The sequence below is a fragment of the Vibrio sp. 1249-1 genome (assembly GCF_033340495.1).
The window spans coordinates 1-24,468 of the sequence record NZ_JAWOWJ010000008.1 but is presented as its reverse complement, the minus strand read 5'-3'; the positions used below and the strand labels follow the sequence as shown (position 1 = coordinate 24,468).

17 protein-coding genes and 5 tRNA genes are annotated in these 24,468 nt (G+C 45.3%); 10 read left to right on the top strand and 12 right to left on the bottom strand.

What is annotated here, in order from left to right; all coding sequences use genetic code 11:
• Position 1: 1 nt before the first annotated feature.
• The 3 genes from R7Z50_RS15435 (at position 2) to R7Z50_RS15425 (ending at position 4,279) form a co-directional block, all read left to right on the top strand.
• The gene (locus R7Z50_RS15435; RefSeq protein ID WP_318149140.1) at positions 2–1,561 is read left to right on the top strand and encodes a hypothetical protein; all 1,560 of its coding nucleotides are present in this window, start codon (positions 2–4) and stop codon (positions 1,559–1,561) included.
• Between the two features lie 263 nt (positions 1,562–1,824).
• Positions 1,825–4,146 (top strand): acid phosphatase, encoded by a 2,322-nt coding sequence (locus R7Z50_RS15430; RefSeq protein WP_065274988.1) that lies wholly within the window; start codon positions 1,825–1,827, stop codon positions 4,144–4,146.
• Positions 4,136–4,279, top strand: coding sequence for a hypothetical protein (locus tag R7Z50_RS15425; RefSeq protein WP_155486777.1), 144 nt, complete (start codon positions 4,136–4,138; stop codon positions 4,277–4,279). Before R7Z50_RS15430 ends, R7Z50_RS15425 begins: the two co-directional genes overlap by 11 nt.
• A gap of 75 nt (positions 4,280–4,354) precedes the next feature.
• On the opposite strand, the gene R7Z50_RS15420 is transcribed toward R7Z50_RS15425, so the two are convergent.
• The 5 genes from R7Z50_RS15420 to R7Z50_RS15400 form a co-directional block, all read right to left on the bottom strand.
• Positions 4,355–5,374, bottom strand: a complete 1,020-nt coding sequence (locus tag R7Z50_RS15420; RefSeq protein WP_213908236.1) for an SPOR domain-containing protein — start codon at positions 5,372–5,374, stop codon at positions 4,355–4,357.
• Positions 5,375–5,531: 157 nt separating this feature from the next.
• Complete coding sequence (locus tag R7Z50_RS15415; protein WP_005384239.1) at positions 5,532–6,482, bottom strand: ABC transporter permease; 951 nt, start codon at positions 6,480–6,482, stop codon at positions 5,532–5,534.
• A gap of 2 nt (positions 6,483–6,484) precedes the next feature.
• Complete coding sequence (locus R7Z50_RS15410) at positions 6,485–7,462, bottom strand: ABC transporter permease (protein WP_262591978.1); 978 nt, start codon at positions 7,460–7,462, stop codon at positions 6,485–6,487.
• Positions 7,463–7,609: 147 nt separating this feature from the next.
• Positions 7,610–9,163 carry an ABC transporter substrate-binding protein gene (locus R7Z50_RS15405; RefSeq protein ID WP_065274986.1) on the bottom strand — a complete coding sequence of 518 codons (1,554 nt, stop codon included), beginning with the start codon at positions 9,161–9,163 and terminating at the stop codon, positions 7,610–7,612.
• A 92-nt stretch (positions 9,164–9,255) separates the two neighbouring features.
• On the bottom strand, positions 9,256–10,971 hold the full coding sequence (locus R7Z50_RS15400; protein WP_005379108.1) for a dipeptide ABC transporter ATP-binding protein: 1,716 nt from the start codon (positions 10,969–10,971) through the stop codon (positions 9,256–9,258).
• A gap of 662 nt (positions 10,972–11,633) precedes the next feature.
• On the opposite strand from R7Z50_RS15400, the gene R7Z50_RS15395 reads away from it, so the two are divergent.
• Positions 11,634–12,359 (top strand): HAD family hydrolase, encoded by a 726-nt coding sequence (locus R7Z50_RS15395; RefSeq protein ID WP_005379107.1) that lies wholly within the window; start codon positions 11,634–11,636, stop codon positions 12,357–12,359.
• Between the two features lie 338 nt (positions 12,360–12,697).
• Here the strand turns inward: R7Z50_RS15395 and R7Z50_RS15390 are convergent.
• From R7Z50_RS15390 to R7Z50_RS15370, 5 genes are all read right to left on the bottom strand, one after another.
• Positions 12,698–12,774 (bottom strand) — tRNA-Pro (locus R7Z50_RS15390).
• 64 nt (positions 12,775–12,838) lie between these two features.
• A tRNA-His gene (locus R7Z50_RS15385) sits at positions 12,839–12,914 on the bottom strand.
• 47 nt (positions 12,915–12,961) lie between these two features.
• Positions 12,962–13,038 (bottom strand) — tRNA-Pro (locus tag R7Z50_RS15380).
• A gap of 69 nt (positions 13,039–13,107) precedes the next feature.
• Positions 13,108–13,183, bottom strand: a tRNA-His gene (locus R7Z50_RS15375).
• A 33-nt stretch (positions 13,184–13,216) separates the two neighbouring features.
• Positions 13,217–13,293, bottom strand: a tRNA-Arg gene (locus R7Z50_RS15370).
• Between the two features lie 335 nt (positions 13,294–13,628).
• Between R7Z50_RS15370 and R7Z50_RS15365 the strand changes: the two genes are divergently transcribed.
• Positions 13,629–14,042 carry a c-type cytochrome gene (locus R7Z50_RS15365; protein WP_005384252.1) on the top strand — a complete coding sequence of 138 codons (414 nt, stop codon included), beginning with the start codon at positions 13,629–13,631 and terminating at the stop codon, positions 14,040–14,042.
• Between the two features lie 73 nt (positions 14,043–14,115).
• On the opposite strand, the gene rep is transcribed toward R7Z50_RS15365, so the two are convergent.
• Positions 14,116–16,131, bottom strand: a complete 2,016-nt coding sequence (gene rep, locus R7Z50_RS15360) for a DNA helicase Rep (protein WP_005379104.1) — start codon at positions 16,129–16,131, stop codon at positions 14,116–14,118.
• Positions 16,132–16,301: 170 nt separating this feature from the next.
• On the opposite strand from rep, the gene R7Z50_RS15355 reads away from it, so the two are divergent.
• The 4 genes from R7Z50_RS15355 to ubiK all read left to right on the top strand — a co-directional run bounded on the left by R7Z50_RS15355 (position 16,302) and on the right by ubiK (position 21,526).
• Positions 16,302–16,883 (top strand): TetR/AcrR family transcriptional regulator, encoded by a 582-nt coding sequence (locus R7Z50_RS15355; RefSeq protein WP_005384254.1) that lies wholly within the window; start codon positions 16,302–16,304, stop codon positions 16,881–16,883.
• Between the two features lie 18 nt (positions 16,884–16,901).
• Entirely contained in the window at positions 16,902–18,008 is a 1,107-nt protein-coding gene (gene vmeC, locus R7Z50_RS15350) for a multidrug efflux RND transporter periplasmic adaptor subunit VmeC (protein ID WP_005379101.1), read from the top strand.
• A gap of 12 nt (positions 18,009–18,020) precedes the next feature.
• Positions 18,021–21,143: a multidrug efflux RND transporter permease subunit VmeD gene (gene vmeD, locus R7Z50_RS15345; RefSeq protein WP_005379100.1), complete on the top strand. Its 3,123-nt coding sequence runs from the start codon at positions 18,021–18,023 to the stop codon at positions 21,141–21,143.
• 131 nt (positions 21,144–21,274) lie between these two features.
• Positions 21,275–21,526, top strand: coding sequence for a ubiquinone biosynthesis accessory factor UbiK (gene ubiK / locus R7Z50_RS15340; RefSeq protein ID WP_005379099.1), 252 nt, complete (start codon positions 21,275–21,277; stop codon positions 21,524–21,526).
• A 266-nt stretch (positions 21,527–21,792) separates the two neighbouring features.
• Here ubiK and ilvC read toward each other — a convergent pair whose 3' ends face one another.
• A complete protein-coding gene (ilvC, locus tag R7Z50_RS15335) occupies positions 21,793–23,277 on the bottom strand; it encodes a ketol-acid reductoisomerase (RefSeq protein WP_005379098.1) in 1,485 nt (494 codons plus the stop codon).
• Positions 23,278–23,420: 143 nt separating this feature from the next.
• On the opposite strand from ilvC, the gene ilvY reads away from it, so the two are divergent.
• Positions 23,421–24,311 (top strand): HTH-type transcriptional activator IlvY, encoded by an 891-nt coding sequence (ilvY, locus tag R7Z50_RS15330; protein ID WP_065274984.1) that lies wholly within the window; start codon positions 23,421–23,423, stop codon positions 24,309–24,311.
• The last annotated feature ends 157 nt before the right edge of the window (positions 24,312–24,468 follow it).

Genomic DNA, 24,468 nt, shown 5'->3' with positions numbered 1-24,468 from the left:
CATGAACAAAAAGCTTTGGATAATCGGCGCAGTATGCGTCGGTTTGTTCGGTATTTACTTCATTTCAAACAAACACAATTTGGCATCTGTGAAAGACTCGTCAGACAACGCCGACAAGTCAACCCAGCAAGCACATCGTCAATATGAGCGCACATCTTTAGTTGAAGTAAAGCAAGCGTTGACAGGTTCTGCGTTGGATCGCACTCCTAAAAAAACGGGAGATGACGCATTTAACTCCGCCCTTTTAGGACAACCAGGCCCTGTTACGAATCCATTTCATACCACAGAAGACAACACGTTTTACGAGTCAGCATTGGGTGATAAGAACAGCCGACCACAAGAGGACCCATCAGAGAATAATAAACCCATCATCAACCTCACTGTGGAACAGCAGCTACAAACCATTATTTATGCTTGGGAGCTGAAACAAAACTCTCCGGTGAGTTATTCGCTCAACCTTAACCAGCTTTTTGAAGACCCAGATGGCGATCTCCTCACCACTCAGATTTGGCTTGAAAACGCCAATGGGTTAAGAGTCCTCAACCAAGGACAAATGATGGTGCAAGGAGCGCCTGAGGAAATAAAAACCACCACATATTTGGCGGTAGCAGCGCGCGATGATTATCACGGTAATAGCGATCATGCATGGGTCACAACGCGCTTTGAGTTACCCGTTATCACACCCGATCAAAATGACACAGAACACCCGTTAGTTGGCGATGTAGTTTATCGCCTAGAGACGACACAAAATCTTGCCGGTATCGCGTACGCGTATGAAGTGGTGTATTGCGAGGCCTTTCAGTTTGAGGGGGGCGAAGTAAGTTATGCCGCCTCACACAACAAACGCCAGTGTCCTGAAAAGGGAGACTTGAAAAAAGTGGGCAAGTACAAAATCAGTGATGACTCGTTGATCGTTTATGTCCAAGGTGTACGCCAAATTTGGACCATCAAAAAAGAATACCCATCTCAGGTTCATGAAGATACTCGGAACTACTTCACCACCGTGTTTGATGGTAAACAATTCGAAAGCTATACCATGCAAAAGAACAAGCAGTCCATGGAAAAGCGCATCAATGTCCACACTGGCGAGTACGAATATCAAGGAACGTCGTTTGACTACCTCTTCCCAATTTCAGGAGGAGGTTACATAAACGGGACTGCTAGCAACTACATATTTGATAAAAGTGTTCAGGGTAACGAACCAGTGCACAAGCTGGACTCTGATCTCAATATGAAATCAAATCAATATGACCTATTTTGTCATGATTATTTATTTTACTGGTACAGCTCTATCGTAGCGGGGCGAGGCGAGTTTGCCGATATTATCTCTAGTTCAATGGATTTTGACGGCGTAACTCCAATACATTGTGCTGAATGGCCAGATGATTACTGGCAACGAACATTTATGTTTTACAACCTTGAATACACAGATTACGACATATTCATTCCAGGCGAAGTCTACAGTTATGTGCTTAAACCTCACCCTCAATTTGCAGATCGCGTTGAGGAGTTTAAGATCAACATGATTTATCACGCCCCAGCCCTTACCAAAACCCAATAAACCTTTATTTACATATGGTTATTTTGACAAAACAATCATCCCAAAAACAAAACTGGAACCGTGATCAAATTATCAATTTTCCACCATAGACAAAAAATAGAAATAAATTTTACGGGTTTTGTGCGGATTTTCGTGTCTTGAACCTAAGCTCAATAGTCATTAAAAAGACACCACTCTCTTATATCTCACTAGTGAGATATAAAGAAAAAAATAATAAAAAAAGCGACTTTCTCATTCGGAAACGAAACAAGGACAAATAAATAATGAATAAGGTGAGTTTACTAGCAGCGTCAGTGGCTATCGCTCTTACAGGCTGTGGCGGTTCAGATGGTGGTTCAAACAGTGCTAACGACGGCGTTGTGATCACAGGTTTTGACGGCTACTTCAAGCATGCCGTTGTTTTTGAAGATACGAACAACAACGGCCAATGGGACACTCAAGAAACATTCCTTGGTCTGACCGATGAGAAAGGTCAACTGAAATTGGATGCAAAACCAGAAAGCACTCTAGCGCTACAGACCATCACACCAAACGGTTCAAAGCAGAAACAGCTCATCGCCTTGGATGCGAAAGAGTACGCTGGCAAATACACGGTTGATATGGATCATCCAGGCCAAGCTATGGCGCACGAAATCGTATTCCGTGCACCAACATCGTCAAACGTGATTTCACCTATCACGGATCTTGTGGCGATTGAAATGGCAAAAGATCCAGCCATTAGTGAAGAAGATGCGAAAGCGAAAGTAAACCAAGCGCTAGGAGGCTCAGAAGAAGCACCAATTGATCTGTACAGTGATTTTGTTGAAGGTGCGACAAAAAACGCCGAACTACATAAAACCGCTCAGATTCTGACCGACTCGAAAGCACAAAACCCAACGAACTACGAGAAAAAAGCCACGGAGTTTGCTCAAGCGGCAAACCAAGAAGTGGAACGTCTTGTTGCATCTGGCGAAAACATCAATGACCCAAATCTACGTCCAATCATCACTGACGCGACCCCAGACAGCGACACCTTAGCACCTGAAACGGTAGTTAATAACAAGCTAACCATAAACAAAATCGTCGAAAAGGCAGCTAAAGATAAGCTAGAAAAACTACCAAAAATCGTACAAGGCGTGGACTTTGATGGCTTAGAGCTAGACATTGAAGGTCTATTTGCAGACAAAGACCAAAACCTTGTGACAACCAAACTGACGCACAGCTTTGCAGGCACAGGCATTGAAGTTGTGCAAACTGGCAACCTGATTGTTCTACATCCAACTGCAATCGTAGAGAAAGCTGGTGATTTTGAGATTGTTCTAACGGCGCAAGACATTGATTCGTCAGGTAAGGTTTTGGGTACGGTAAGCACCGTATTTCAGTTCGAAATCGAATCGGCAAACTTACCACCAATGGTTGTAGAAACAGAACAAGCGCGTCTGCAGTCCATCGTTGATGGTTGGTACCTACAACAAGGTGAAGTGTTTGAACAAACACTCGATATTTCTGGTTTGTTCCAAGATAAAGACGGTCAAATTACCGACTACTCAGCGGACTATGTAGACATTGAAGGTTTAACAGTATCTGAGGATGGTAATGCAATTATCACCATTAAAGGCACACCAACAAAAGCAGGTGAAGCTGGAGCAGTACTGGCGATTAGCGCAACAGATGGCCATACCGCGGTACAAATTGCGCTCAGCATGCCAACGGTTATCGAAGGCGTCACGCCACCACCAGTAGTACCGACTTTGGGCTTCACTCACGAGCACTTCAACGGTCAAGAATGGAAAATGGGTAGCTTCGCTCAAAAAGACGGTGAAATCGGCTACGCCATGCTGATGCAAGATTCTGAAGGCCTACTATTCTGCTGGGGTTCAAACCACGATGAGATGAATCAAGAGTACAAAGCGAACATCAGTGACTTCCTAAAAGACACATGGGAACACGATGCTTACGCCATTCTTGCCGATCTGGACCAACAAACTGGTTACACGGAATACAACAATAAAGACTGTAACGACGTTGAGCTGAAAGACGGTAAGCTATACAACAGCTACGGCGACGAGTATGAAATGTTGTACCAGCACAAAACCGAGCATAACGGCACTCAAATGATCGTTAAAATCTCAGATGATGAGCTGTTCTGGATGGACTCAAGCAATACCCCATTTGCAGAATCACTTTCGGTTGCAGAACACATCAAACACGGCACGTTAGAGCATGACTTGATGGTAGAAAGTAATGGCACAGGCGACGACACAGTCCTGAAATACTCGTCAGGTGCGTACGAATACGACACTGATACTTACAACTACACTTCGTTCATGCCAACAGGATTCCAAACTCCAGGTAATTGGGAAATCCAGAATGATGAAGACCGTGAACTGCTGATTCTAGAAGAAACAGGCTCAGAGTCAGATTACAAAACTCGTCATCGTTACATCAACCGCGATTTTGGTGACTTTTATATTGGTATTCGTTGGAGTAAAGAACAAAACGGTCATGAATCCGCACCGGAATATGGTCTGTACTCTAACAGCAAAGAAGCCATGACAAGCATCGCGAGTTCACTACCGATTTTGGAGCCTGGTGATGATGACTAAAGCAACCATCGTTAACCCTTGCTGTGATAGCGTGCATTTGCGTAGAAGACGCAGAACATTTTGGGAACGATTGGTCGGCATCAAAGAAGTGTATATCTGCTCTAACTGTCACAAAGAAACGCCACTCAAATAGCGATAATATTTGAGACCGCAAAAAAGCCCCGAACTCGGGGCTTTCTTCTATATTTTGACCGCAATATCTGAGTCGTTATTTCACGCACACCACGTTCAATAATGAGGTTCCGGTGAGCTGATTGGGCTCACGATCGGCGAACAAACCTTTCTTATCTTTGCCCCAATACGGCAGTTGCAGTGGCCATTGATTTTTTTCCATCACCCCAGACGCCCTCAGCGCTTTAAACTCTGCAGGGTTAGCTAAGTTCATACCCAGTTGCTGACATACTTTGTGCGAGTTTTCGTAGTTGAGGCGGTTCCACGGCTTACCATGTTCCATGTAAAACTGATTATGGTGATCGAGTAAATATGGGACCACGTACGTTTTGCCCTGTACTGAAGTTCTCAACCGAACTTCAATGTCATCATTTCCAGTGACAATTGGCTTCGCTTTGGTCTTAGCAACAGGCGTAGACGAAGAGCTATCACGTGAACTTTTTGCCTTGGTATCTGGCTTCTCTGCCCGCGCTTTAAAGGCGTCGGTATCAGCTCGCACAGCAGGAACTGGCGCGGGTTTCGGGGTCACCGTCGGTGTTGGCTTAACCGAAGATGCGGCTGATTTCGACGATACAGTAGATTTAGGTGTAGGTGGTGTTACTGGTTGTTTCGTCCCTTTCCCAACCACTCGGATGAACGCCTCTTTGTAATTCGACAAGGTTTTGACTCCTCGTAAGTCATCCCTCGCATCAGACAATGCCTTGTAAGGTCCAATCAAACAGCGATAGCCTTTGGATTCAGGCTTCATCCATACGTCAGTCGTGATTTTACTATAGAGAGGCTTAGCTTTCGCGAGAGACATAGGCTTGGGTAGCAATCCGCATTGAATCCAGTAAAGGTAGTTGCCCCCCTGCGGCACTTTCTTTCCCCATACTCCGTTACCAATTGGGCACGTTTTCTCAAGCATCGGTAATTCTTTCTCGCTGGCTTGAGTGGCTTGGCAAAGGAACTCCTCCGCCGATACTGGGCTAGAAAACTGGGCGCATACCAGCAACAAGCCGAAAGCTAGGCTTGCTTGGAAGATACGAGATGGGTGTTGTGCCTTCTTCATTTCCATACACTTCACTCTAAATTAGTGGGTAAGGTCATTATGGCGGCAAAGCGCCAAAAAAATGTGAACAAAGAATAACTAGCAAAAAAAGAGCCGGAATTTGCATCCGGCTCTCAGTTTAGGAAGGAATTAAGCGAATTTACAACGCTTGGTGGGAAAATTCTTAACCTTTGTACAGTTTCGGGTTGAATACATCTCGTAACCAGTCACCCAATAAGTTGATAACCAGAACCAGTGTAACCAACACGATGCCTGGGAAGGCAGTAATCCACCACGCACCTGAGAAGATGTAGTTAAAGCCGATGCTGATCAGCGCACCTAGTGACGGCTGATCAACAGGAAGACCCAAACCTAGGAATGACAGCGCCGCTTCCGACATGATCGCGTTCGCTACCTGTACCGTCGAGATAACCAAGATTGGCGATAGACAGTTCGGCAGAATGTGACGGAACATGATTCGCGGAGCTTTAAAGCCCATCACACGCGCCGCTTCGACGTATTCTTTCTTCTTCTCTGCCAATACCGAGGCACGAATAGTCCGTGCGTATTGCGGCCATTCTGCCACACCGATGATCACCACCAGCATGACCACCGCATATTGGCTGTAAAAATCACTGCCAAAACTGGCTTTAAAGATTGCAGAGACGATGATCGCCACCATCATGGTCGAGAACGATAGTTGAACATCCGCAAAGCGCATCAAGAAGCTATCGATACGACCACCGAAGTAACCCGCCGACAAACCAATGATGATACCCAGAATCAACTGAAGACCGACGGCTAAAAAGCCGATCGTCAAAGACAAACGAGAACCGTAAAGAATGGTCGATAAAATATCGCGACCTTGCTCGTCAGTACCCAACACAAAGCGTTCATCGCCATCTTCCATCCACGAAGGTGGCAACTCAGAATCCATGATGTCGATAGACGTCAGATCGTACGGGTCTGTTGGCGCAAGAATCGGTGCAGCCAATGCCAATACTAAGAACATCATAAAGACGGTAAAACTCGCCATCGCCACTTTGTCGCGTTTGAAATAATACAGAAAATCTGACTCTTTGAAACGCTGCCACGCTGATGGAGCAGGAGCTGGTGTTAAATTTGATTGGCTCATGATTAAGCTCCTTTTCCAGTTAGGTTCACAGTTGGGTTGATGATGCCGTACAGCAAGTCAACGATGGTATTGGTTACCACGAAGATCAGACCAACAAAGATAACGTAGGCAGTGATCAGCGGTGTATCTACACGGTTGATTGCCTCTAGGAAAAGGAAGCCAGTGCCCGGCCATTGGAAGACGGTTTCAGTAAGAATGGTGTAGGCCACCATGGTACCAATCTGCACGCCACCTACCGTCAATACTGGTAGCATGGTGTTCTTAAGTGCATGTTGGTAATAAATCTTTTGTAAGTTCAAACCTTTTGCTTTGGCGAACTTAATGTATTCCGAACTCAGAACTTCCAGCATTTCTGAACGTACCAAACGGATGAACAACGGCAGCATGATAGACGCTAGCGCAATACAAGGTAGGATGAGGTGCTTGATACCATCAATGGTAAAGAAGCCAGATTCCCAACCGAGTACGTTAGCGGTTTCACCTCGCCCATAGGAAGGCAACCAACCAAGTTCTATGGAGAAGACATACATCAGCATGATTGCGGTTAAGAACACCGGAATCGAGATGCCGACACTGCTCATCGCCATGACAAATTTGGTAAAAACACTCTTAGGATGAATCGCAGAGTACACCCCAAGCGGAATAGAGAAAACAATGATGATAAGCGTCGCGCCAAACACGAGCTCTAATGTAGCTACCAGCTTGTCGAGAATCACCTCAACCGCAGGTCGCTTGAAAAAATATGAGGTACCCAAATCACCTTGCAGTGCATTACCCACAAAGCGCGTGTACTTTGTGATAAAGGGATCGTTCAGGCCCAAGTCGTCGCGTAGCGCTTTACGCTCCGATTCCGAAACCGACTGACCTACAAGCTCACGCAGCGGATCACCCAGGTTGTCCTGAATGGCAAACGCCACCAAACTGATCACAAACATCACTATCAGTGCCTGAAACAGGCGCTTGACCAGAAACGAAAACATTCCTTGCCCCTTAACTATCCATAGATCTCTAAATTAGAGAGAAAATTCAGTCTAAATAACCAACTCAATCCGACTGAAACAAAACTGAGTCGAGTGCTTTAAGTTGAGGAGGGAAATCCATCCCTCCTCAAAGTCGACTAACCGTGATTATTCAACCACTAGGTCACCGAAGTAAGGCATTACCATTGGGTTAACGATATCTGCCGCTTTCACGTTAGACTTCGCGCCCCATGCTTCACTTTGCCAGTGTAGCGGTACGAATGCTGCGTCGTTGTATAGTGTCGCTTCTACGCCCTTCAGCATTTCTGCACGTTTCGCAGGATCCGTCTCTACGTTCGCAGCTTCAACCACTTTGTCCATTTCTGGGTTTGAGTAGTAACCACAGTTGTACTGACCACGACCGGTTTCTTCGTTACGAGTCATAGTTAGGAACTCGTTGAAGTTCGCTGAGTCTTCTGTATCTGAGTGCCAACCGATCATCAGCATGTCTGCCGCACACTTGTCAAACTCAGGCCAGTACTGCGCTTTTGGCATGGTCTTCAGATCAACCTTTATACCGATCTTAGACAACATTGCCGCCGCCGCTTGTGCTACTTTCGCATCGTTCACGTAACGGTTGTTTGGTGCGATCATCGTTAGCGTCAGGCCATTTTCGTAACCCGCTTCTTTCATCAGCTCTTTCGCTTTCTTCAGATCGTAGCGAGGAACCAGTTTGTCATCGTGACCTACGTAACCTGCCGGGCTTTGCTGACCAGCGGCCGTTGCGAAGCCTTTCATGATTTTCTTCACGATACCTTCGTTATTGATTGCGTGAACAATCGCTTGGCGAACGCGAACGTCTTTCAATGCTTCGTTGCTGTTTTGGTTTAGTTGGAACGTGATGATACGAGTACCAGGTAGCGTAACTAGGTCGATGCCGTCAGCATCTTCAACGCGTTTGTGGTCGTTTGGCGCTACAGGGTGAATCATGTCAACACCGCCAGAAAGCAGCGCTGCTACACGAGTTGCGTCTTCTTTGATTGGCACAAGCGTTAGCTTATCAACGTTACCTTTCGACTCTTTGTCCCAGTAATCTTTAAAGCGTTCAAATTCCACTTTTACGCCCTGTTCACGTGAAGTCACAATGAATGGACCCGTGCCAGATACGTTAGTCGATGCAAATGAGTTACCGTGCTTCACTAGCTCAGACTTGTCTTTGCCGTCTGCGGTTTTACCCGTGTAGAACTTGCTGTCCATAGGGAAGATGTACGTCGCCGTTTGCAGAATAAGTGGGTATGGACCTTTAGTAACCAAATCGAACGTGTTGTCGTCAATTTTGACGATTTTTTCGTACGGGTCGAAGATGTTTTTAAAGTCAGGAGAGCTTTGTAAACGCTGGAACGTCCACACGACGTCGTCAGCCGTTAGAGTATTGCCAGAATGGAATTTCACACCTTCACGCAGTTTGAAACGAACAGTCGTATCGTTAATACGTTCCCAGCTTTCTGCTAGGCGAGGCTCGAAATCCATTTTTTGAGTAAAGCGAACCAACGGATCAAATACCATGTGTGACATTTGCAGTGTGCCACCTGATAGCTGCTCATGTGGGTCAAGCGATACTGGGTCAGCTGCATAGCCAACTTTGATATCTGCTGCCATTGCGTTAAAGCTTAGGCCCGCAGCCATTAGCGCCACTGCTAATTTGCTTTTCATGGTTTTCATTTGCATAACTCCTTCATGCGGGGATACGGATCCCTTGTTGTTGTGTTTGCGTCTTTGTTATGACTAAAGGTTAGCCAAGCGAATTGCTTGGTTTATGCCGTTTCGATCTCTTCTCGCAAGCCAGTAAACTCCGGCATCAGAGAAATCAATTTTTTGCTGTATTCGTGTTGAGGTGCCGTGAATAACTGTTCTGTTGGTGCCACTTCTAAAAGTGTACCCATTTGCATCACACCTACTCGGTCACACATCTGACGAATAACAGGTAAATCGTGGCTGATAAACAACATAGTCAAGTTCAGCTCACTTTGCAGATCTTTCAGCAAGTTTAGAATTTGTGCCTGTACCGATACGTCCAGTGCTGAGGTCGGTTCATCACAAATCAAAAGTCGAGGACGAGTCGCCAACGCACGCGCAATAGAAATACGCTGACGCTGACCACCGGAGAATTCATGAGGGTACTTAAGCCCAGCCATTCGACCCAAACCAACATGATCCAATAGGTCATTCACGATTTGGCGAGTTTCCGACTCGTTTTTCGTCAATTTATGGAAACGGATTGGCTCAGCAATAATATCGAATACCTTCATACGAGGGTTCATTGAAGTATACGGGTTTTGGAACACCATCTGCATTTGACGACGCATCGGGCGGCGCTCTTTCTCAGAGGTTAAAGCGGTCAGGTCAATGCCCTCGAATTTCACCTGACCAGAGTTAGGTTGGTATAAACCAGCAATCACACGTGCAATGGTCGATTTACCTGAACCAGACTCGCCCACCAAACCAAAGGTTTCGCCTTCGTGCACTTCAAAGCTCACATTATTAGATGCTTGCACGTATTCTCGGCGGCTCTCGAACAAAGAGTCTTTGGTCACAAAGCGAAGATTGACGTTCTTCACGTCCAAAAGCGGGCCAGTGTACTCACGCTCATCTTGGCTTTGTCCTAACCAGTGGTTCTTGATATCGAGTGGCTCCATTTCCGCCGCTTCTTCGATATAGCTTACTAACGGGAAACGATCTAGCTTTCTGTCTGAACGTGGTACCGCTGAAATTAGACTGCGAGTGTAAGAGTGATCAGGATCACCCAATACTTTGGCTGTTGGTCCAAACTCCACCAAGTCACCACGATACATTACCGCCACGCGATCGGTGACGTTGGAGACGACACCCATATCGTGAGTAACCAACATACAGCCGACATTGTTCTTGATACACAGCTCGCGGATCAAGTTGAGGATTTGGTCTTGGATAGAAACGTCTAACGCCGTAGTTGGTTCGTCCGCGATGATGAGATCAGGCTCACCAGCCAAAGCAATAGCAATGACAACACGCTGACGCATACCACCAGAGAATTGGTGCGGGTACTGTTTTAAGCGGTTTTCTGGTTGCGGAATACCAACCTGCTGCATAAGAGAAAGCGCGCGCTGATACGCCTCTTCATCAGAGACCTTCATGTTAGCGTGGATCGTCTCTTTCAGCTGTTGCTCAACAGTAAAAAGTGGATTGAGCGAGGTCATCGGATCTTGGAAAATAAAACCTATTTTCGAGCCGCGAACCTTACGCATCGCTTCTGGTGATAGGCCAGAAATTTTTTCTCCATCCAAGAATACATCACCGCTAGCAACGCGACCTGGGGGACTAAGCAAATCGATAACAGCGTTACCAACGGTGGATTTACCCGCACCTGATTCGCCAACAACACCCACGATTTCACCACGTTCAATATGAAAAGAAAGTGACTTCACGGCAGCGTGAACGCCGTGTCGGGATGGGTATTCAATACGAAGGTTTTTCACTTCTAATAGTGACATTTCAGACCTCTACTGCCTTGTCTGTGGTATCGAATCATGCCAAAGGCACCATTCATAACCTGAATGAATCCGTTCAAATTCAGAATAATACTCTGAAATCTTAATGCGGAAATAATTTGGCAAAAATCACACAAAAAAGCAACAATTAAAGTATATTCCGCCGAAAAAACATTAAATAAACGCACAATTAGCGAATAAAAATGCATTAACAAGTATTTAACCATTTTCATATCACACTATTTTTGTGCGTCATGCACCAATAAAACTAGAAAAATGCTCTAAAAGTAAACATGAACTAAACAAAATCATTAACCGCATTATTCATGTGTATTTATTAACATTTAACAAACAATATCATATGCAAAAAGTGTTTTTTCAACATAAAAAACTATTAATAAAATAGTCGGCAAATACAAAAAGCCAAACTTAGGAAGAGAAAGGATAGGTCAAAACGTGAACAAAACAGCAAAACCACACAAATCCTGCTCCAACGCAGAATATGCGTCACTTAAGCGGTTTATTGACTAAGCAAAAGGAAAGTACCGCTATCCTCATTCGTACGTCATAAGAAAACTCGCCGGTTTTAACCCTTTACGACACAATTGAGAGTGGGATAATAGATGAACAGTGTCAAAGCCAAGCCGTAAATAAAAGGAGCCCCTGTGCTTAAAGCGATTTTTTTTGATATGGACGAGACTTTATGTGCAACGTCACAAGCCGATAAAGTTGCAGGACAAGCGTTTACAACTTGGATTCATAAGACCTACCCACAAGTTACCGAGCCAAAAGCGTTTTTGCAGCGCTACTTACAGGGTGTATACAAAAAGCTGAATGCTGAGTTCCCTCACCTTGTGGCTCTGCTACCCGATGAAAATGCCTTCCGTTGTGGCCTGATCCAAAACATCTTGGCGGAGCAAGGCGTCAGCATCACTGCAAAAGAGGCTCAACAAGCTCAAGACTACTTTGACTCTGCACGTATGGGCGCGTTCACCTTCTTCCCTGGTGTAAAAGAAATGCTCAGCGACCTTCGTCAACATTACAAACTCGTCGTGATCACTAACGGCCCGATTTTTTCTCAACACCCTAAATTAAACGCGACACAAATGAGCAACTGGGTGGACCATATTATTGTGGGAGGAGAAGAGCCAGAAGAGAAACCTGCTACAAGTATTTTCCAAAAAGCGCTCGACTTGGTCGAAGTAAAACCAGAAGAGGCTCTACACGTGGGCGACTCTTTACCTGCTGACATTGCTGGCGCTAACAATATGGGCATTTTGAGTGTGTGGGTGAATGCGACAGGCGCAAGTAACTCAACGGATATAACGCCAAGTTTTGAAATCCAAGAAACGGTAGAACTGAAAGAAATCCTTAAAACACTCGCCCAATAAAAGCAGCGGATTAGAAAACTACAAAACCCCAGACACTGCTCTGGGGTTTATTTTGTCAGCTCGAAAAGCATTTGGATCATAGGTGGTCAAAAGCCCCTAGAGCTGTACACTTTGGGGAAAAATTGAAATGGAATGCCGATTCTTTTCAGGAGAGATGCAAAAAAGCCCCAGTCTTTCGACTGAGGCTCTAAATAGCGGTCGGTGAAGAGCCGAATTCTAACTTCAGGCGAACCCCACTTGGGTTCAAATCCATTGATACATTACCGACTAATACAGTCCAAGCGAGATCATAAACTCTAAAACGACGAAAGCCTGCTAAAAAGCAGGCTTTCTAATAGTGGTCGGTGAAGAGGGATTCGAACCCCCGACCCTCTGGTCCCAAACCAGATGCGCTACCAAGCTGCGCTATTCACCGAACTGTATTTGCTGATTTTCTCAAATCAGACAGGACACTTCAACTAAGAAATCACCTTAATTAATGGGGTGGCTAACGAGATTCGAACTCGCGACCACCGGAATCACAATCCAGGGCTCTACCAACTGAGCTATAGCCACCATCAATTTTTTCTGTTTACCGCTCTATATAGCCATAAACTAAATAGTGGTCGGTGAAGAGGGATTCGAACCCCCGACCCTCTGGTCCCAAACCAGATGCGCTACCAAGCTGCGCTATTCACCGACGATGTTTTATCTTGATTAAATCAAGATTGGGAGCAATGCTACCGCATTCAATCTAAAAAAGAAAGAATGGGGTGGCTAACGAGACTTGAACTCGCGACAACCGGAATCACAATCCGGGGCTCTACCAACTGAGCTATAGCCACCACTGATTTTTACCGATGTATCCTCCGAGGCAATGGTACGCCCGAAAGGATTCGAACCTTCGACCTTTGGCTCCGGAGGCCAACGCTCTATCCAACTGAGCTACGGGCGCATGCCCTATCGGCGGAGTGGAATAATACGGATATCACACTATGCCGTCTAGTACTTTTTTTACTTTTTTTATCGTTTGGTCTCTTTTTCGACAGTTATCTTCCGTTAAAGTGGATTTTTGATGTGATTCACGCCCTGTCATGGATAACTTGTTGTTTATTGCAACAAGTTATCGGGATATAATCACCCATTATTTACATTGATTTAACAGCTGCAACCAAGTTGTCTAATCATTCTATGCCATTCAGTGGAATTTAATGATTTCTCTGCTCGGCATTAATACTCTAACTATATAAATAGGTAAGTCACTTACCTCGGGAATGTGAAGTGGGTTTAATGGATATGTCTCGACAAATGATTAGCGTTTTGTTCGCTGCCTTAACGTTTTCTACGGCAGCTTTAGCTTCTGACATCAGCCAAACTGAATACGATGCGATCGCAGAACGCATCCAACCTGTCGGTGATGTTTATCTAGCAGGTTCTGAGCCAGTGAAAGAAGAACCAACCGGTCCACGTGATGGCGCCACAGTTTATGGTACTTTTTGTATTGCTTGTCACGCATCTGGTGTAAACGGCGCACCTAAAACAGGTAATGCCGATGATTGGGCACCACGTATTGCACAAGGCAAAGATACGTTAGTGAAGCACGCATTAGAAGGCTTCAATGCGATGCCAGCCAAAGGAACCTGTATGGACTGTTCTGACGATGAAATCATCGCAGCAATTGACCACATGATTGAAGGTCTATAAGTAAAGACATCAACGAAAAAGGCTTGCCAGTTGGCAAGTCTTTTTGTTTTTAGTCAGTGAGAACAAGGTTACTTTACTTCTTAAACATTGCTCGAATATTGGCAATGTGTGCTTGACCTTTCGCCATACGCTCTTCTGCTGATACTGGCTTTTTGTTTACTTCCCATTCAACGTCATCAAATGGCAACTCATCCAAAAAGCGGCTTTGAGTAGGTTTGATCAACTCGCCAAACTGCCGACGCTCTTTGCACATAGTGAAAGTCAGTTCACGTTGCGCTCGAGTAATACCAACGTACATCAGGCGACGCTCTTCTTCCACGTTATCTTCATCAATACTGGTTTGGTGCGGTAAAATACCTTCTTCGGACCCAATTAAGTATACATATGGGAACTCAAGGCCTTTTGATGCGTGCAAGGTCATCAGTTGTACTGCATCACTGTCTTCATCTTCTTCACCGCGCTCCATCATGTCACGCAAGGTCAAACGTTGAACGACTTCTTTTAACGTTTTCTCTTCTTGATCGTAGTTGTCACCCTCTAGGTCCGCCACTATCCAGGAATAAAGGTCAGAAACGTTCTTCATTCTCATTTCAGCGGCTTTCGGACTTGCTGAAGTTTCGTATAGCCAATCTTCATAATGGATATCACGAACTAGCGAACGAACCGCTTCGACGGTATCACCACGCTCAGCTTGATCAGCAATCGCCACTAGCCATTGGGTGAAACGACGCAGGTTTTCTAGGCCACGTCCCGTTAGGTGCTGTTCGAGCCCCATTTCAAAGCTCGACTCAAACAGGCTCTTGCCTCGCATATTGGCATAACTGCCTAACTTCTCTAACGTCACTGGGCCAATTTCACGTCGTGGAGTATTCACAATGCGCAAAAATGCATTGTCGTCATCCGGATTAACCAAAACGCGCAAATACGCCATGATGTCTTTAATCTCTGCGCGCGCAAAAAACGAGGTGCCGCCAGAAATTTTATACGGTACACGGTTTTGCATCAGAGACTTTTCAATCAAACGTGATTGGTGGTTACCACGATATAGAATCGCATAATCTTTATATTCGGTACGGTTTAGGAACTTATGCGCAATTAGTTCACCCGTTACGCGCTCTGCTTCGTGCTCTTCATTTTTAGCCAACAACACTTTGAGTTTTTCACCGTCAGGAATTTCAGAGAACAAGGACTTCTCATAGACGTGAGGGTTGTTAGCTATCAAAATGTTGGCCGCGCGCAGGATTCGACTCGTTGAACGGTAGTTTTGCTCTAGCTTAATCAAACGCAAATTCGGATAATCTTCACCCAGCAACACGAGGTTCTGAGGTTTCGCACCACGCCATGAATAAATAGACTGATCGTCATCCCCTACAACCGTCAATCGTCCACGTTCTCCGACAATTAATTTGACCAGCTCATACTGACTCGTGTTGGTATCTTGATACTCGTCAACCAGTAGGTAACGGATACGATTCTGCCAACGCTGACGAACGTCTTCATGATTACGTAAGAGTAAAACGGGCATCAAAATTAGGTCATCAAAATCAAGCGCGTTATAGGCTTTCATTTGCTTTTGGTACATATCAAAACAGAACGCAAACAATTGTTGCTGTTCACCTTGCGCACGCGCTTTGGCTTGCTCTGGCGTCAACATGTCGTTTTTCCAGTTGGAAATACAACTCAGAAGCTGACGTAGCAGATCTTTATCACCATCAAGCTGCTTTTCAGTAAGCTCTTTGAGCAGAGCTAGCTGGTCTTGGTCATCAAACAGTGAGAAGCCCGCTTTCAACCCTAAATGCTTGTACTCACGCTTGATGATGTTCAATCCTAAAGTGTGGAATGTTGATACCATCAAACCTTTAGACTCACCTTTCCCTAGCGTTTGACCTACACGCTCCTTCATTTCACGTGCTGCTTTGTTGGTAAACGTCACCGCCGCAATGTTACGCGCTTTGTAACCACATTGCTGAACCAGATAAGCGATTTTATTGGTAATAACACGAGTTTTGCCCGAGCCAGCACCAGCTAGCACTAGGCATGGACCAGACACGTATTTCACGGCTTCATCTTGACTAGGGTTCAGCTTCATAGAAATTCTCTGCGGGTGATGAATGTGGCGCCTATGATAAAGGGGTGGCCTCGTGAAAGCTATGCTGATTTCTTGTAATTTTTACACCAATTAAGTGCAATATTCTGTTGCATAAATGGCGGGTATTTAAGCTATAATGAATGAACGTTCATTCACTAAAGGGTGACATTATGAAGGATAACCCTGCTGTAGATAAACGAGAACAAATCTTAGTCGCTGCTGAACAACTCATTGCTGAATCTGGTTTTCAAGGGCTTTCCATGCAAAAGCTCGCCAATGAGGCAGGTGTCGCAGCAGGGACGATTTACCGTTATTTCTCAGATAAAGAACATCTTTTAGAGGAACTACGCCTTAACGTTGCTAAGCGTGTTGCTACTGCGGTGCAACTAGGTGTTAGTGAAGAGATGCCTTTAAAACAGCGTTATCGAACCATGTGGCTCAATATTTGGAATTTAGCGAGCTCGAACTTAAGTGCGATCAGCAACCGAGTCCAATATGAGTCTTTACCCTGTTCAAATAGTAGCAAAGCTCGGGAACTTGAGAGACAAATGTTTGCCCAAGTAGATCTTCTTTTTAATCAGGGTAAAGACGAGGGAGTATTCAAGCTTCTCGATAACGAAGTACTTTCTGGATTAAGTTTTGAGGCAAGTGTTGCACTTGCTCGGAAACACGCTTTGGGATTTTATCAACTGGATAAGACGGCATTAGAGGCCGCTATTGAAGCCAGTTGGGATGCAATTATTAAACACTAACTTGGAGTTCTTAATAGAATGAAAAAGTGGACTTTCTTTATGTTACTTATCGCCGTTCTCTTGTTCGGCAGCGTGATAGGTTTCAATTTATTTAAGCAACAAAAGATCGCTGAATACATGGCAAACCGTCCTGAACCTGAGTTCCCAGTAACCGTGACAGAAGTGCAAGCGGTGGATTGGGTACCAGTCATCGAGGCAATTGGTTTTATCGAGCCAAACCAAGGCGTGACGGTAGCGAACGAAACGAGCGGTGTTATCGATAAAATCGCGTTTGATTCCGGTACTCAAGTTAAATCGGGTCAGCCATTAGTGTTGCTTGATTCTGAAGTCGAAAAAGCAAATTTGAAGAGCTCGCAAGCTAAGTTGCCAGCGGCAGAAGCGAAATACAAACGCTACCAAGGCCTATTCAAAAAAGGCTCTATTTCTAAAGAAGCGTATGACGAAGCAGAAGCAAACTACTTCTCCTTAAAAGCGGATATTGAAAGCCTGAAAGCAACCATCGACCGACGTGAAATCAAAGCGCCATTTGATGGTGTGGTAGGTATTCGTAACGTGTACCTCGGTCAGTACCTACAGGCGGGCACCGATATTGTTCGCCTTGAAGATACCAGCGTGATGCGCTTGCGCTTCACCGTGCCACAAACCGATATTTCACGTATCAATATCGATCAAGAAGTGGATATCTTTGTTGACGCTTATCCAGACCAACCTTTCAAAGGGTCTATTTCTGCGATTGAACCAGCTGTAAACGTACAAAGTGGTTTGATTCAAGTTCAAGCGGATATCCCTAACAGTGACGGCAAACTACGTAGTGGTATGTTCGCGCGTGCAAACATCATTCTGCCTAAATTAGAAAATCAGGTCACGCTACCTCAAACCGCGATCACATTTACGCTGTATGGCGACAATGTTTATATCGTAACAGAAGAAGATGGCGAAAAACGCGTTAAGCAGCATGTGGTAAAAGTTGGCGAACGCTCTAAAGATATCGCACACATTCTAGAAGGCGTGAAGCCAGGTGATGTAGTGGTGACATCGGGTCAAGTCCGTTTGAGTAACCATGCGAAAGTAAGCATTGTCGAAAGCGATGCAACTACCCCACCTGCTGAAACACCAATGCTTTAAGTTGGAGGCATCATGCGCTTTACAGATGTTTTTATAAAACGTCCAGTTTTAGCGGTATCGATCAGCTTTTTGATTGCATTGCTTGGTTTGCAAGCGGTGTTCAAAATGCAGGTTCGTGAATACCCTGAAATGACGAATACGGTGGTCACCGTGACCACCAGTTACTACGGTGCAAGTGCCAACTTGATCCAAGGCTTTATTACTCAGCCATTGGAGCAAGCGGTAGCGCAAGCCGATAATATTGATTACATGACTTCGCAATCGGTACTGGGTAAATCGACCATTACTGTCAACATGAAGTTGAATACTGATCCAAATGCGGCGTTGTCTGACATTCTGGCGAAAACCAACTCGGTACGTTCACAGCTACCAAAAGAAGCCGAAGACCCAACCGTAACCATGTCGACAGGTTCGACAACGGCGGTACTGTACATCGGCTTTACGAGTGACGAGTTATCTTCAAGCCAGATCACTGACTACCTTGAGCGTGTAATCAACCCGCAGTTGTTCACCGTAAACGGTGTGTCCAAAGTTGACCTGTATGGTGGTATGAAGTACGCACTGCGCGTATGGTTAGATCCTGCCAAAATGGGCGCTTTGAAGCTTACCGCAACCGATGTGATGAGCGTTCTTAACGCCAACAACTACCAATCTGCAACCGGTCAAGCGACGGGTGAGTTCGTGCTTTATAACGGTAGCGCAGATACTCAGGTATCAAACGTTGCTGAACTTGAAGCATTGGTCGTGAAAACTGGTGAAGGGGATGTCATCCGCCTAGGTGATATCGCTAAAGTAACGCTAGAGAAGAGTCACGACGTTTATCGCGCAAGTGCAAACGGTCAAGAAGCTGTGGTTGCGGCGATCAACGCAGCGCCAAGTGCTAACCCAATCAACATTGCAGCAGACGTACTTGAACTGTTGCCTCAGCTTGAGCGCAACCTACCAAGTAACATCAAAATGAACGTAATGTACGACTCAACTATCGCCATCAACGAATCGATTCACGAAGTAGTGAAAACGATTCTTGAAGCAGCAGTAATCGTACTTGTGGTTATCACACTGTTCCTAGGTTCATTCCGCGCGGTAATCATTCCTATCGTGACCATTCCACTTTCATTGATTGGTGTGGCAATGGTGATGCAGGCAATGGGTTTCTCTTGGAACTTGATGACGCTACTGGCGATGGTGCTTGCCATCGGTCTGGTGGTGGATGACGCGATCGTTGTACTAGAAAACGTTGACCGTCACATCAAAGAAGGGGAATCACCATTCCGAGCTGCAATCATTGGTACACGTGAAATTGCGGTTCCAGTTATCGCGATGACATTGACGCTAGGTGCAGTGTACGCACCGATCGCATTGATGGGTGGTATCACCGGTTCATTGTTCAAAGAGTTCGCTTTGACACTGGCAGGTTCAGTATTCGTATCCGGCATCATCGCTTTGACACTATCACCAATGATGTGTTCGAAGATGCTGAAGGCGAACGAGAAGCCAAGCAAGTTTGAGCAAAAAGTTCACCATATCCTTGATGGCATGACCACTCGTTACGAAGGCATGTTGAAAGCGGTAATGGCTCATCGTCCGGTTGTTATTGCGTTTGCAATCATTGTATTTGCAAGCTTACCGGTCTTGTTCAAGTTTATTCCTAGCGAACTAGCACCATCTGAAGATAAAGGTGTGGTCATGCTGATGGGTACCGCCCCATCAAACGCGAACTTGGACTATATCCAAAATACCATGGATGACGTAAACCAAATACTCTCAGATCAACCGGAGGTGGAATACGCGCAGGTCTTTAATGGTGTACCAAACTCAAACCAAGCGTTTGGCCTAGCAACATTGAAGCCTTGGAGTGAACGAGAGGCAAGCCAATCTGAAATCACGAAACGTGTGGGTGGCCTAGTATCAAGTGTGCCTGGTATGTCTGTCACTGCATTCCAAATGCCAGAGCTTCCAGGTGCAGGCTCAGGTCTACCTGTTCAGTTTGTAATTACAACACCAAATAGCTTCGAGAGCTTGTTTACTATCGCTAGCGATATTCTAACCGATGTTGCAAGTAGCCCAATGTTTGTCTATTCCGACCTTGATTTGAACTACGATTCAGCAACGATGAAGATCAAGATCGATAAAGACAAAGCGGGTGCCTACGGTGTGACGATGCAAGACATTGGCATCACTCTCAGCACCATGATGGCAGATGGTTATGTAAACCGAATCGACCTGAATGGTCGCTCGTATGAGGTGATTCCTCAAGTTGAGCGTAAATGGCGTCTAAACCCAGAATCGATGAAGAACTACTATGTACGCTCTGTAGATGGTAAAGCGGTTCCATTAGGCAGTCTGATTACTATCGATGTGGTGGCTGAGCCTCGCTCTTTGCCACACTTCAACCAGCTAAACTCAGCGACTGTGGGTGCAGTACCATCGCCTAGTGTTGCTATGGGTGACGCAATCGACTGGTTTGAGAATATTGCACAAACCAAGCTGCCTGCAGGCTATAACCACGATTACATGGGCGAATCTCGTCAGTTTGTAACGGAAGGTAGTGCCTTGTATGCAACCTTCGGTCTTGCACTTGCGATCATCTTCCTCGTTCTGGCGATTCAATTTGAATCACTCCGCGACCCTATTGTCATCATGGTATCTGTACCTCTGGCAATCTGTGGTGCCTTGATCGCATTGGCCTGGGGTACAGCCTCGATGAACATCTACTCGCAGGTTGGTTTGATCACGCTGGTCGGCCTAATAACCAAGCACGGTATCTTGATCTGTGAAGTAGCCAAAGAAGAGCAGTTACATAATAAACTGTCTCGTATTGATGCGGTGATGGAAGCTGCGAAAGTGCGTCTTCGCCCTATCCTAATGACCACTGCAGCGATGATCGCAGGTCTGATCCCGCTGATGTACGCAACAGGTGCAGGTGCCGCGCAACGTTTCAGTATCGGTATCGTCATCGTTGCAGGCCTTGCAATCGGTACACTGTTCACACTATTCGTACTACCTGTGATTTACAGCTACCTAGCTGAAAAACACAAACCTCTGCCAGTATTTGTTGAAGACAAAGACTTGGAGAAGTTAGCGCGAGTTGACGAAGCGAAAGCAGCTCATCGTGAATTAGCGGATAACAGATAAGCTATTAAGGCATTCAAAAAGGTCACTTCGGTGGCCTTTTTTATTGCCGCTCTCTTTTTTGCCATCTAAGTGGCGACTTTCACGTATCATTTACTTAAAATGAGGACAAATCAAAAGGAGTTTTAGCCACTATGTTTGACCCAAAGAAATTAGAGCAAATTGCTAAACAGATTCACGACTCAATGCCTCAACCTGTAAAAGAATTGGGCTCTGATGTCGATCAGAAAGTTCGTCAAGTAATCCAAGGCCAGCTAAACAAGCTAGATGTTGTAAGTCGCGAAGAGTTTGATGTTCAAACTCAAGTTTTACTACGTACACGTCAAAAGCTAACAGAAATGGAACAGAAGTTGGCGCAACTTGAAGAAAAGCTTGCTGAAAAATAAGTATCAAAGCGCTCCTCACAAAGGAGCGTTTTTCTTATCGGCGCGCAGATAAATCGGCTAAAAACAAAAAGGCTTGGTCAACGGCGACCAAGCCTTTTGATTAGATGTTGTGTTTTATTTTGTATTTATCACTCCAGTCTGCCTGGAGTTTATCTACTGCGTTACTTGAGACTAAGTAAATTACGCTGTATTAAGGTTTCATTTCTAGGAGAAGGCGCGGACTTTACGATAGTAAACGAGCACCTTCGACACCGAAATGGAGTCATTTAGCCGCCCACCGCGATACGCTTCATATCAGTCATGTAACCACGTAGCTCTTCACCGATGTACTCTACAGGGTGGTTACGGATTGTTTCATTCACAGCGATAAGAGTCGCGTTATCCACTTGGTTAGACGTTTCACCTAAACCTTTACCAATTACGTCAGTATTTACGGCTGGCATAAACTTCTCACGTAGAAGCGGCGTTGCTACGTTAGCGAACAGGTAGTTACCGTATTCCGCAGTGTCTGAGATAACCACGTTCATCTCGTATAAACGCTTACGTGCGATAGTGTTTGCGATAAGTGGCAGCTCGTGTAGAGACTCGTAGTAAGCAGACTCATCGATGATGCCAGATGCCGTCATCGCTTCGAATGCTAGCTCAACACCCGCACGAACCATAGCAACCATCAAGATACCGTTATCGAAGTACTCTTGCTCAGAGATTTCTACGTCAGTTTCTGGGTAGTTTTCGAAAGCAGTTTCACCTGTTTCTGCACGCCAGCCTAGTAGATTTGCATCGTCGTTTGCCCAGTCAGCCATCATAGTGCTAGAGAAGTGACCGGTGATGATGTCATCCATGTGCTTGTTGTATAGCGGACGCATCAGTTCTTTTAGCTCTTCAGAAAGCTCAAATGCTTTCACTTTTGCAGGGTTAGTTAGGCGATCCATCATGTGAGTGATACCACCAAACTTCAGTGCTTCAGTGATGGTTTCCCAACCGTATTGAAGAAGCTTACCAGCGTAGCCAGGATCGATACCATCAGCAATCATCTTCTCGTAACATACGATAGAGCCAGCCTGTAGCATGCCACAAAGGATAGTTTGCTCACCCATTAGGTCAGATTTCACCTCAGCAACAAAAGAAGACTCTAGACAGCCTGCACGGTGACCACCTGTTGCTGCAGCCCAAGCTTTCGCGATATCCCAACCTTCACCTTTTGGGTCGTTCTCTGGGTGAACAGCGATAAGAGTCGGTACACCGAAACCGCGCTTGTATTCTTCACGAACTTCCGTACCTGGACATTTAGGTGCAACCATTACTACCGTTAGGTCTTTACGGATTTGCATGCCTTCTTCAACAACGTTGAAACCGTGAGAGTAACCTAGTGCTGCGCCTTCTTTCATTAACGGCATTACCGTCTCAACAACGTTTGTGTGCTGCTTATCTGGAGTAAGGTTTACTACTAGATCAGCTTGTGGAATTAGCGTTTCGTAGCTACCTACCTCAAAACCGTTGTCTTTTGCGTTTTTGAATGACTGGCGTTGCTCATCAATCGCGGCTTGGCGAAGCGCATAAGCAACGTCTAGACCAGAGTCGCGCATGTTCAGACCTTGGTTAAGACCTTGAGCACCACAACCTACAATGACTACTTTCTTACCTTTCAGATAATCCGCTTCTGAAGCGAACTCACTGCGGTCCATAAAACGACAACGACCTAATTGGTCCAACTGCTCGCGCAAGTTTAGGGTATTGAAATAATTAGCCATCAGGGTGCTCCTTTGAGATTCTTCCATTGAGGTCAGTAATTGCCTTACCGAATAACTTCATACTAAAACAGACATGAGATTGCTTAAAGTGATATATTCACAATTAGTTATTGCAATTTATGCAACATGGAAATGAAAATTTAATGAATATCAAAAGCCTGCAACTTTTCATTCATCTCTGTGAGAGTAAAAGTTTCGCCAAGACCGCAGCGGCAATGCATATTAGCCCTTCAGCCTTAAGCCGACAGATACAAAAATTAGAGGAGGAAACCAGCCAACAATTGTTTTTACGCGACAACCGTAGCGTTGATTTAACTATCCAAGGTAAAAAGCTAGTCCCAGTCGCCTTAAAGATTCTTGGCGAATGGCAGCAGTATCAGAGTCATCTGAAGGGAACCGAGGATGAATTGAAAGGAGAAATCCGTCTCTTTTGTTCTGTTACTGCAAGCTACAGCCATCTTCCGGAGCTAATCTCTGACTTTCGTATTCAGAACCCTTTCATTGAGTTCAAACTATCAACCGGCGATCCAGCTCAAGCGATCGACAAAATACTAGCAGATGAAGCCGATATTGCCATATCAGCCAAGTCAGAACAGATGCCAAATAAAATCGTATTTGAAACGATCAGTGAAATCCCACTTTCTGTCATCGCACCTGTTGGGGTTAGTGCGTTTGCTGAAGAGCTACAAAAAGAAAAACCAGACTGGTCGGTCATTCCATTCATACTCCCAGAAGCAGGGACGGCAAGGGACAGGGCCAATACTTGGCTCAAACAAATGAAAATAAAGCCAAAGATTTACGCACAAACTTCCGGACATGAAGCCATCGTAAGTATGGTTGCATTGGGGTGTGGAGTAGGTATCGCACCTGATGTTGTAATCAACAACAGTCCGGTAAGAGAAAAGATAAATCGTTTAAAAGTCTTACCAATTAAACCTTTTAAACTTGGTGTTTGCTGCAACAAAACTCAGCTGGAGAATCCGCTTGTTAAAGCCTTTTGGAAGGTTGCAGAGAGCAAGTATATCGCACCTTAGATGAACATAGGTATAAAGTGAGCTAATTTTAAAACTCTATAGATGCAAAAAAGCCCGCTCTTTCGAGCGGGCTTCTTAAATTTAAAGCCTGGCGATGTCCTACTCTCACATGGGGAAGCCCCACACTACCATCGGCGCTATTTCGTTTCACTTCTGA

Bases quoted from the DNA above. Each gene is read 5' to 3' on its own strand.
- R7Z50_RS15420 (WP_213908236.1), bottom strand. From the start codon at position 5,374: ATGGAAATGAAGAAGGCACAACACCCATCTCGTATCTTCCAAGCAAGC.
- rep (WP_005379104.1), bottom strand. From the start codon at position 16,131: ATGAAGCTGAACCCTAGTCAAGATGAAGCCGTGAAATACGTGTCTGGT.
- R7Z50_RS15415 (WP_005384239.1), bottom strand. From the start codon at position 6,482: ATGAGCCAATCAAATTTAACACCAGCTCCTGCTCCATCAGCGTGGCAG.
- ubiK (WP_005379099.1), top strand. From the start codon at position 21,275: ATGTTTGACCCAAAGAAATTAGAGCAAATTGCTAAACAGATTCACGAC.
- R7Z50_RS15435 (WP_318149140.1), top strand. From the start codon at position 2: ATGAACAAAAAGCTTTGGATAATCGGCGCAGTATGCGTCGGTTTGTTC.
- R7Z50_RS15430 (WP_065274988.1), top strand. From the start codon at position 1,825: ATGAATAAGGTGAGTTTACTAGCAGCGTCAGTGGCTATCGCTCTTACA.
- R7Z50_RS15400 (WP_005379108.1), bottom strand. From the start codon at position 10,971: ATGTCACTATTAGAAGTGAAAAACCTTCGTATTGAATACCCATCCCGA.
- R7Z50_RS15355 (WP_005384254.1), top strand. From the start codon at position 16,302: ATGAAGGATAACCCTGCTGTAGATAAACGAGAACAAATCTTAGTCGCT.
- R7Z50_RS15365 (WP_005384252.1), top strand. From the start codon at position 13,629: ATGGATATGTCTCGACAAATGATTAGCGTTTTGTTCGCTGCCTTAACG.
- ilvC (WP_005379098.1), bottom strand. From the start codon at position 23,277: ATGGCTAATTATTTCAATACCCTAAACTTGCGCGAGCAGTTGGACCAA.
- R7Z50_RS15405 (WP_065274986.1), bottom strand. From the start codon at position 9,163: ATGAAAACCATGAAAAGCAAATTAGCAGTGGCGCTAATGGCTGCGGGC.
- ilvY (WP_065274984.1), top strand. From the start codon at position 23,421: ATGAATATCAAAAGCCTGCAACTTTTCATTCATCTCTGTGAGAGTAAA.
- R7Z50_RS15410 (WP_262591978.1), bottom strand. From the start codon at position 7,462: ATGTTTTCGTTTCTGGTCAAGCGCCTGTTTCAGGCACTGATAGTGATG.
- vmeD (WP_005379100.1), top strand. From the start codon at position 18,021: ATGCGCTTTACAGATGTTTTTATAAAACGTCCAGTTTTAGCGGTATCG.
- vmeC (WP_005379101.1), top strand. From the start codon at position 16,902: ATGAAAAAGTGGACTTTCTTTATGTTACTTATCGCCGTTCTCTTGTTC.
- R7Z50_RS15425 (WP_155486777.1), top strand. From the start codon at position 4,136: ATGATGACTAAAGCAACCATCGTTAACCCTTGCTGTGATAGCGTGCAT.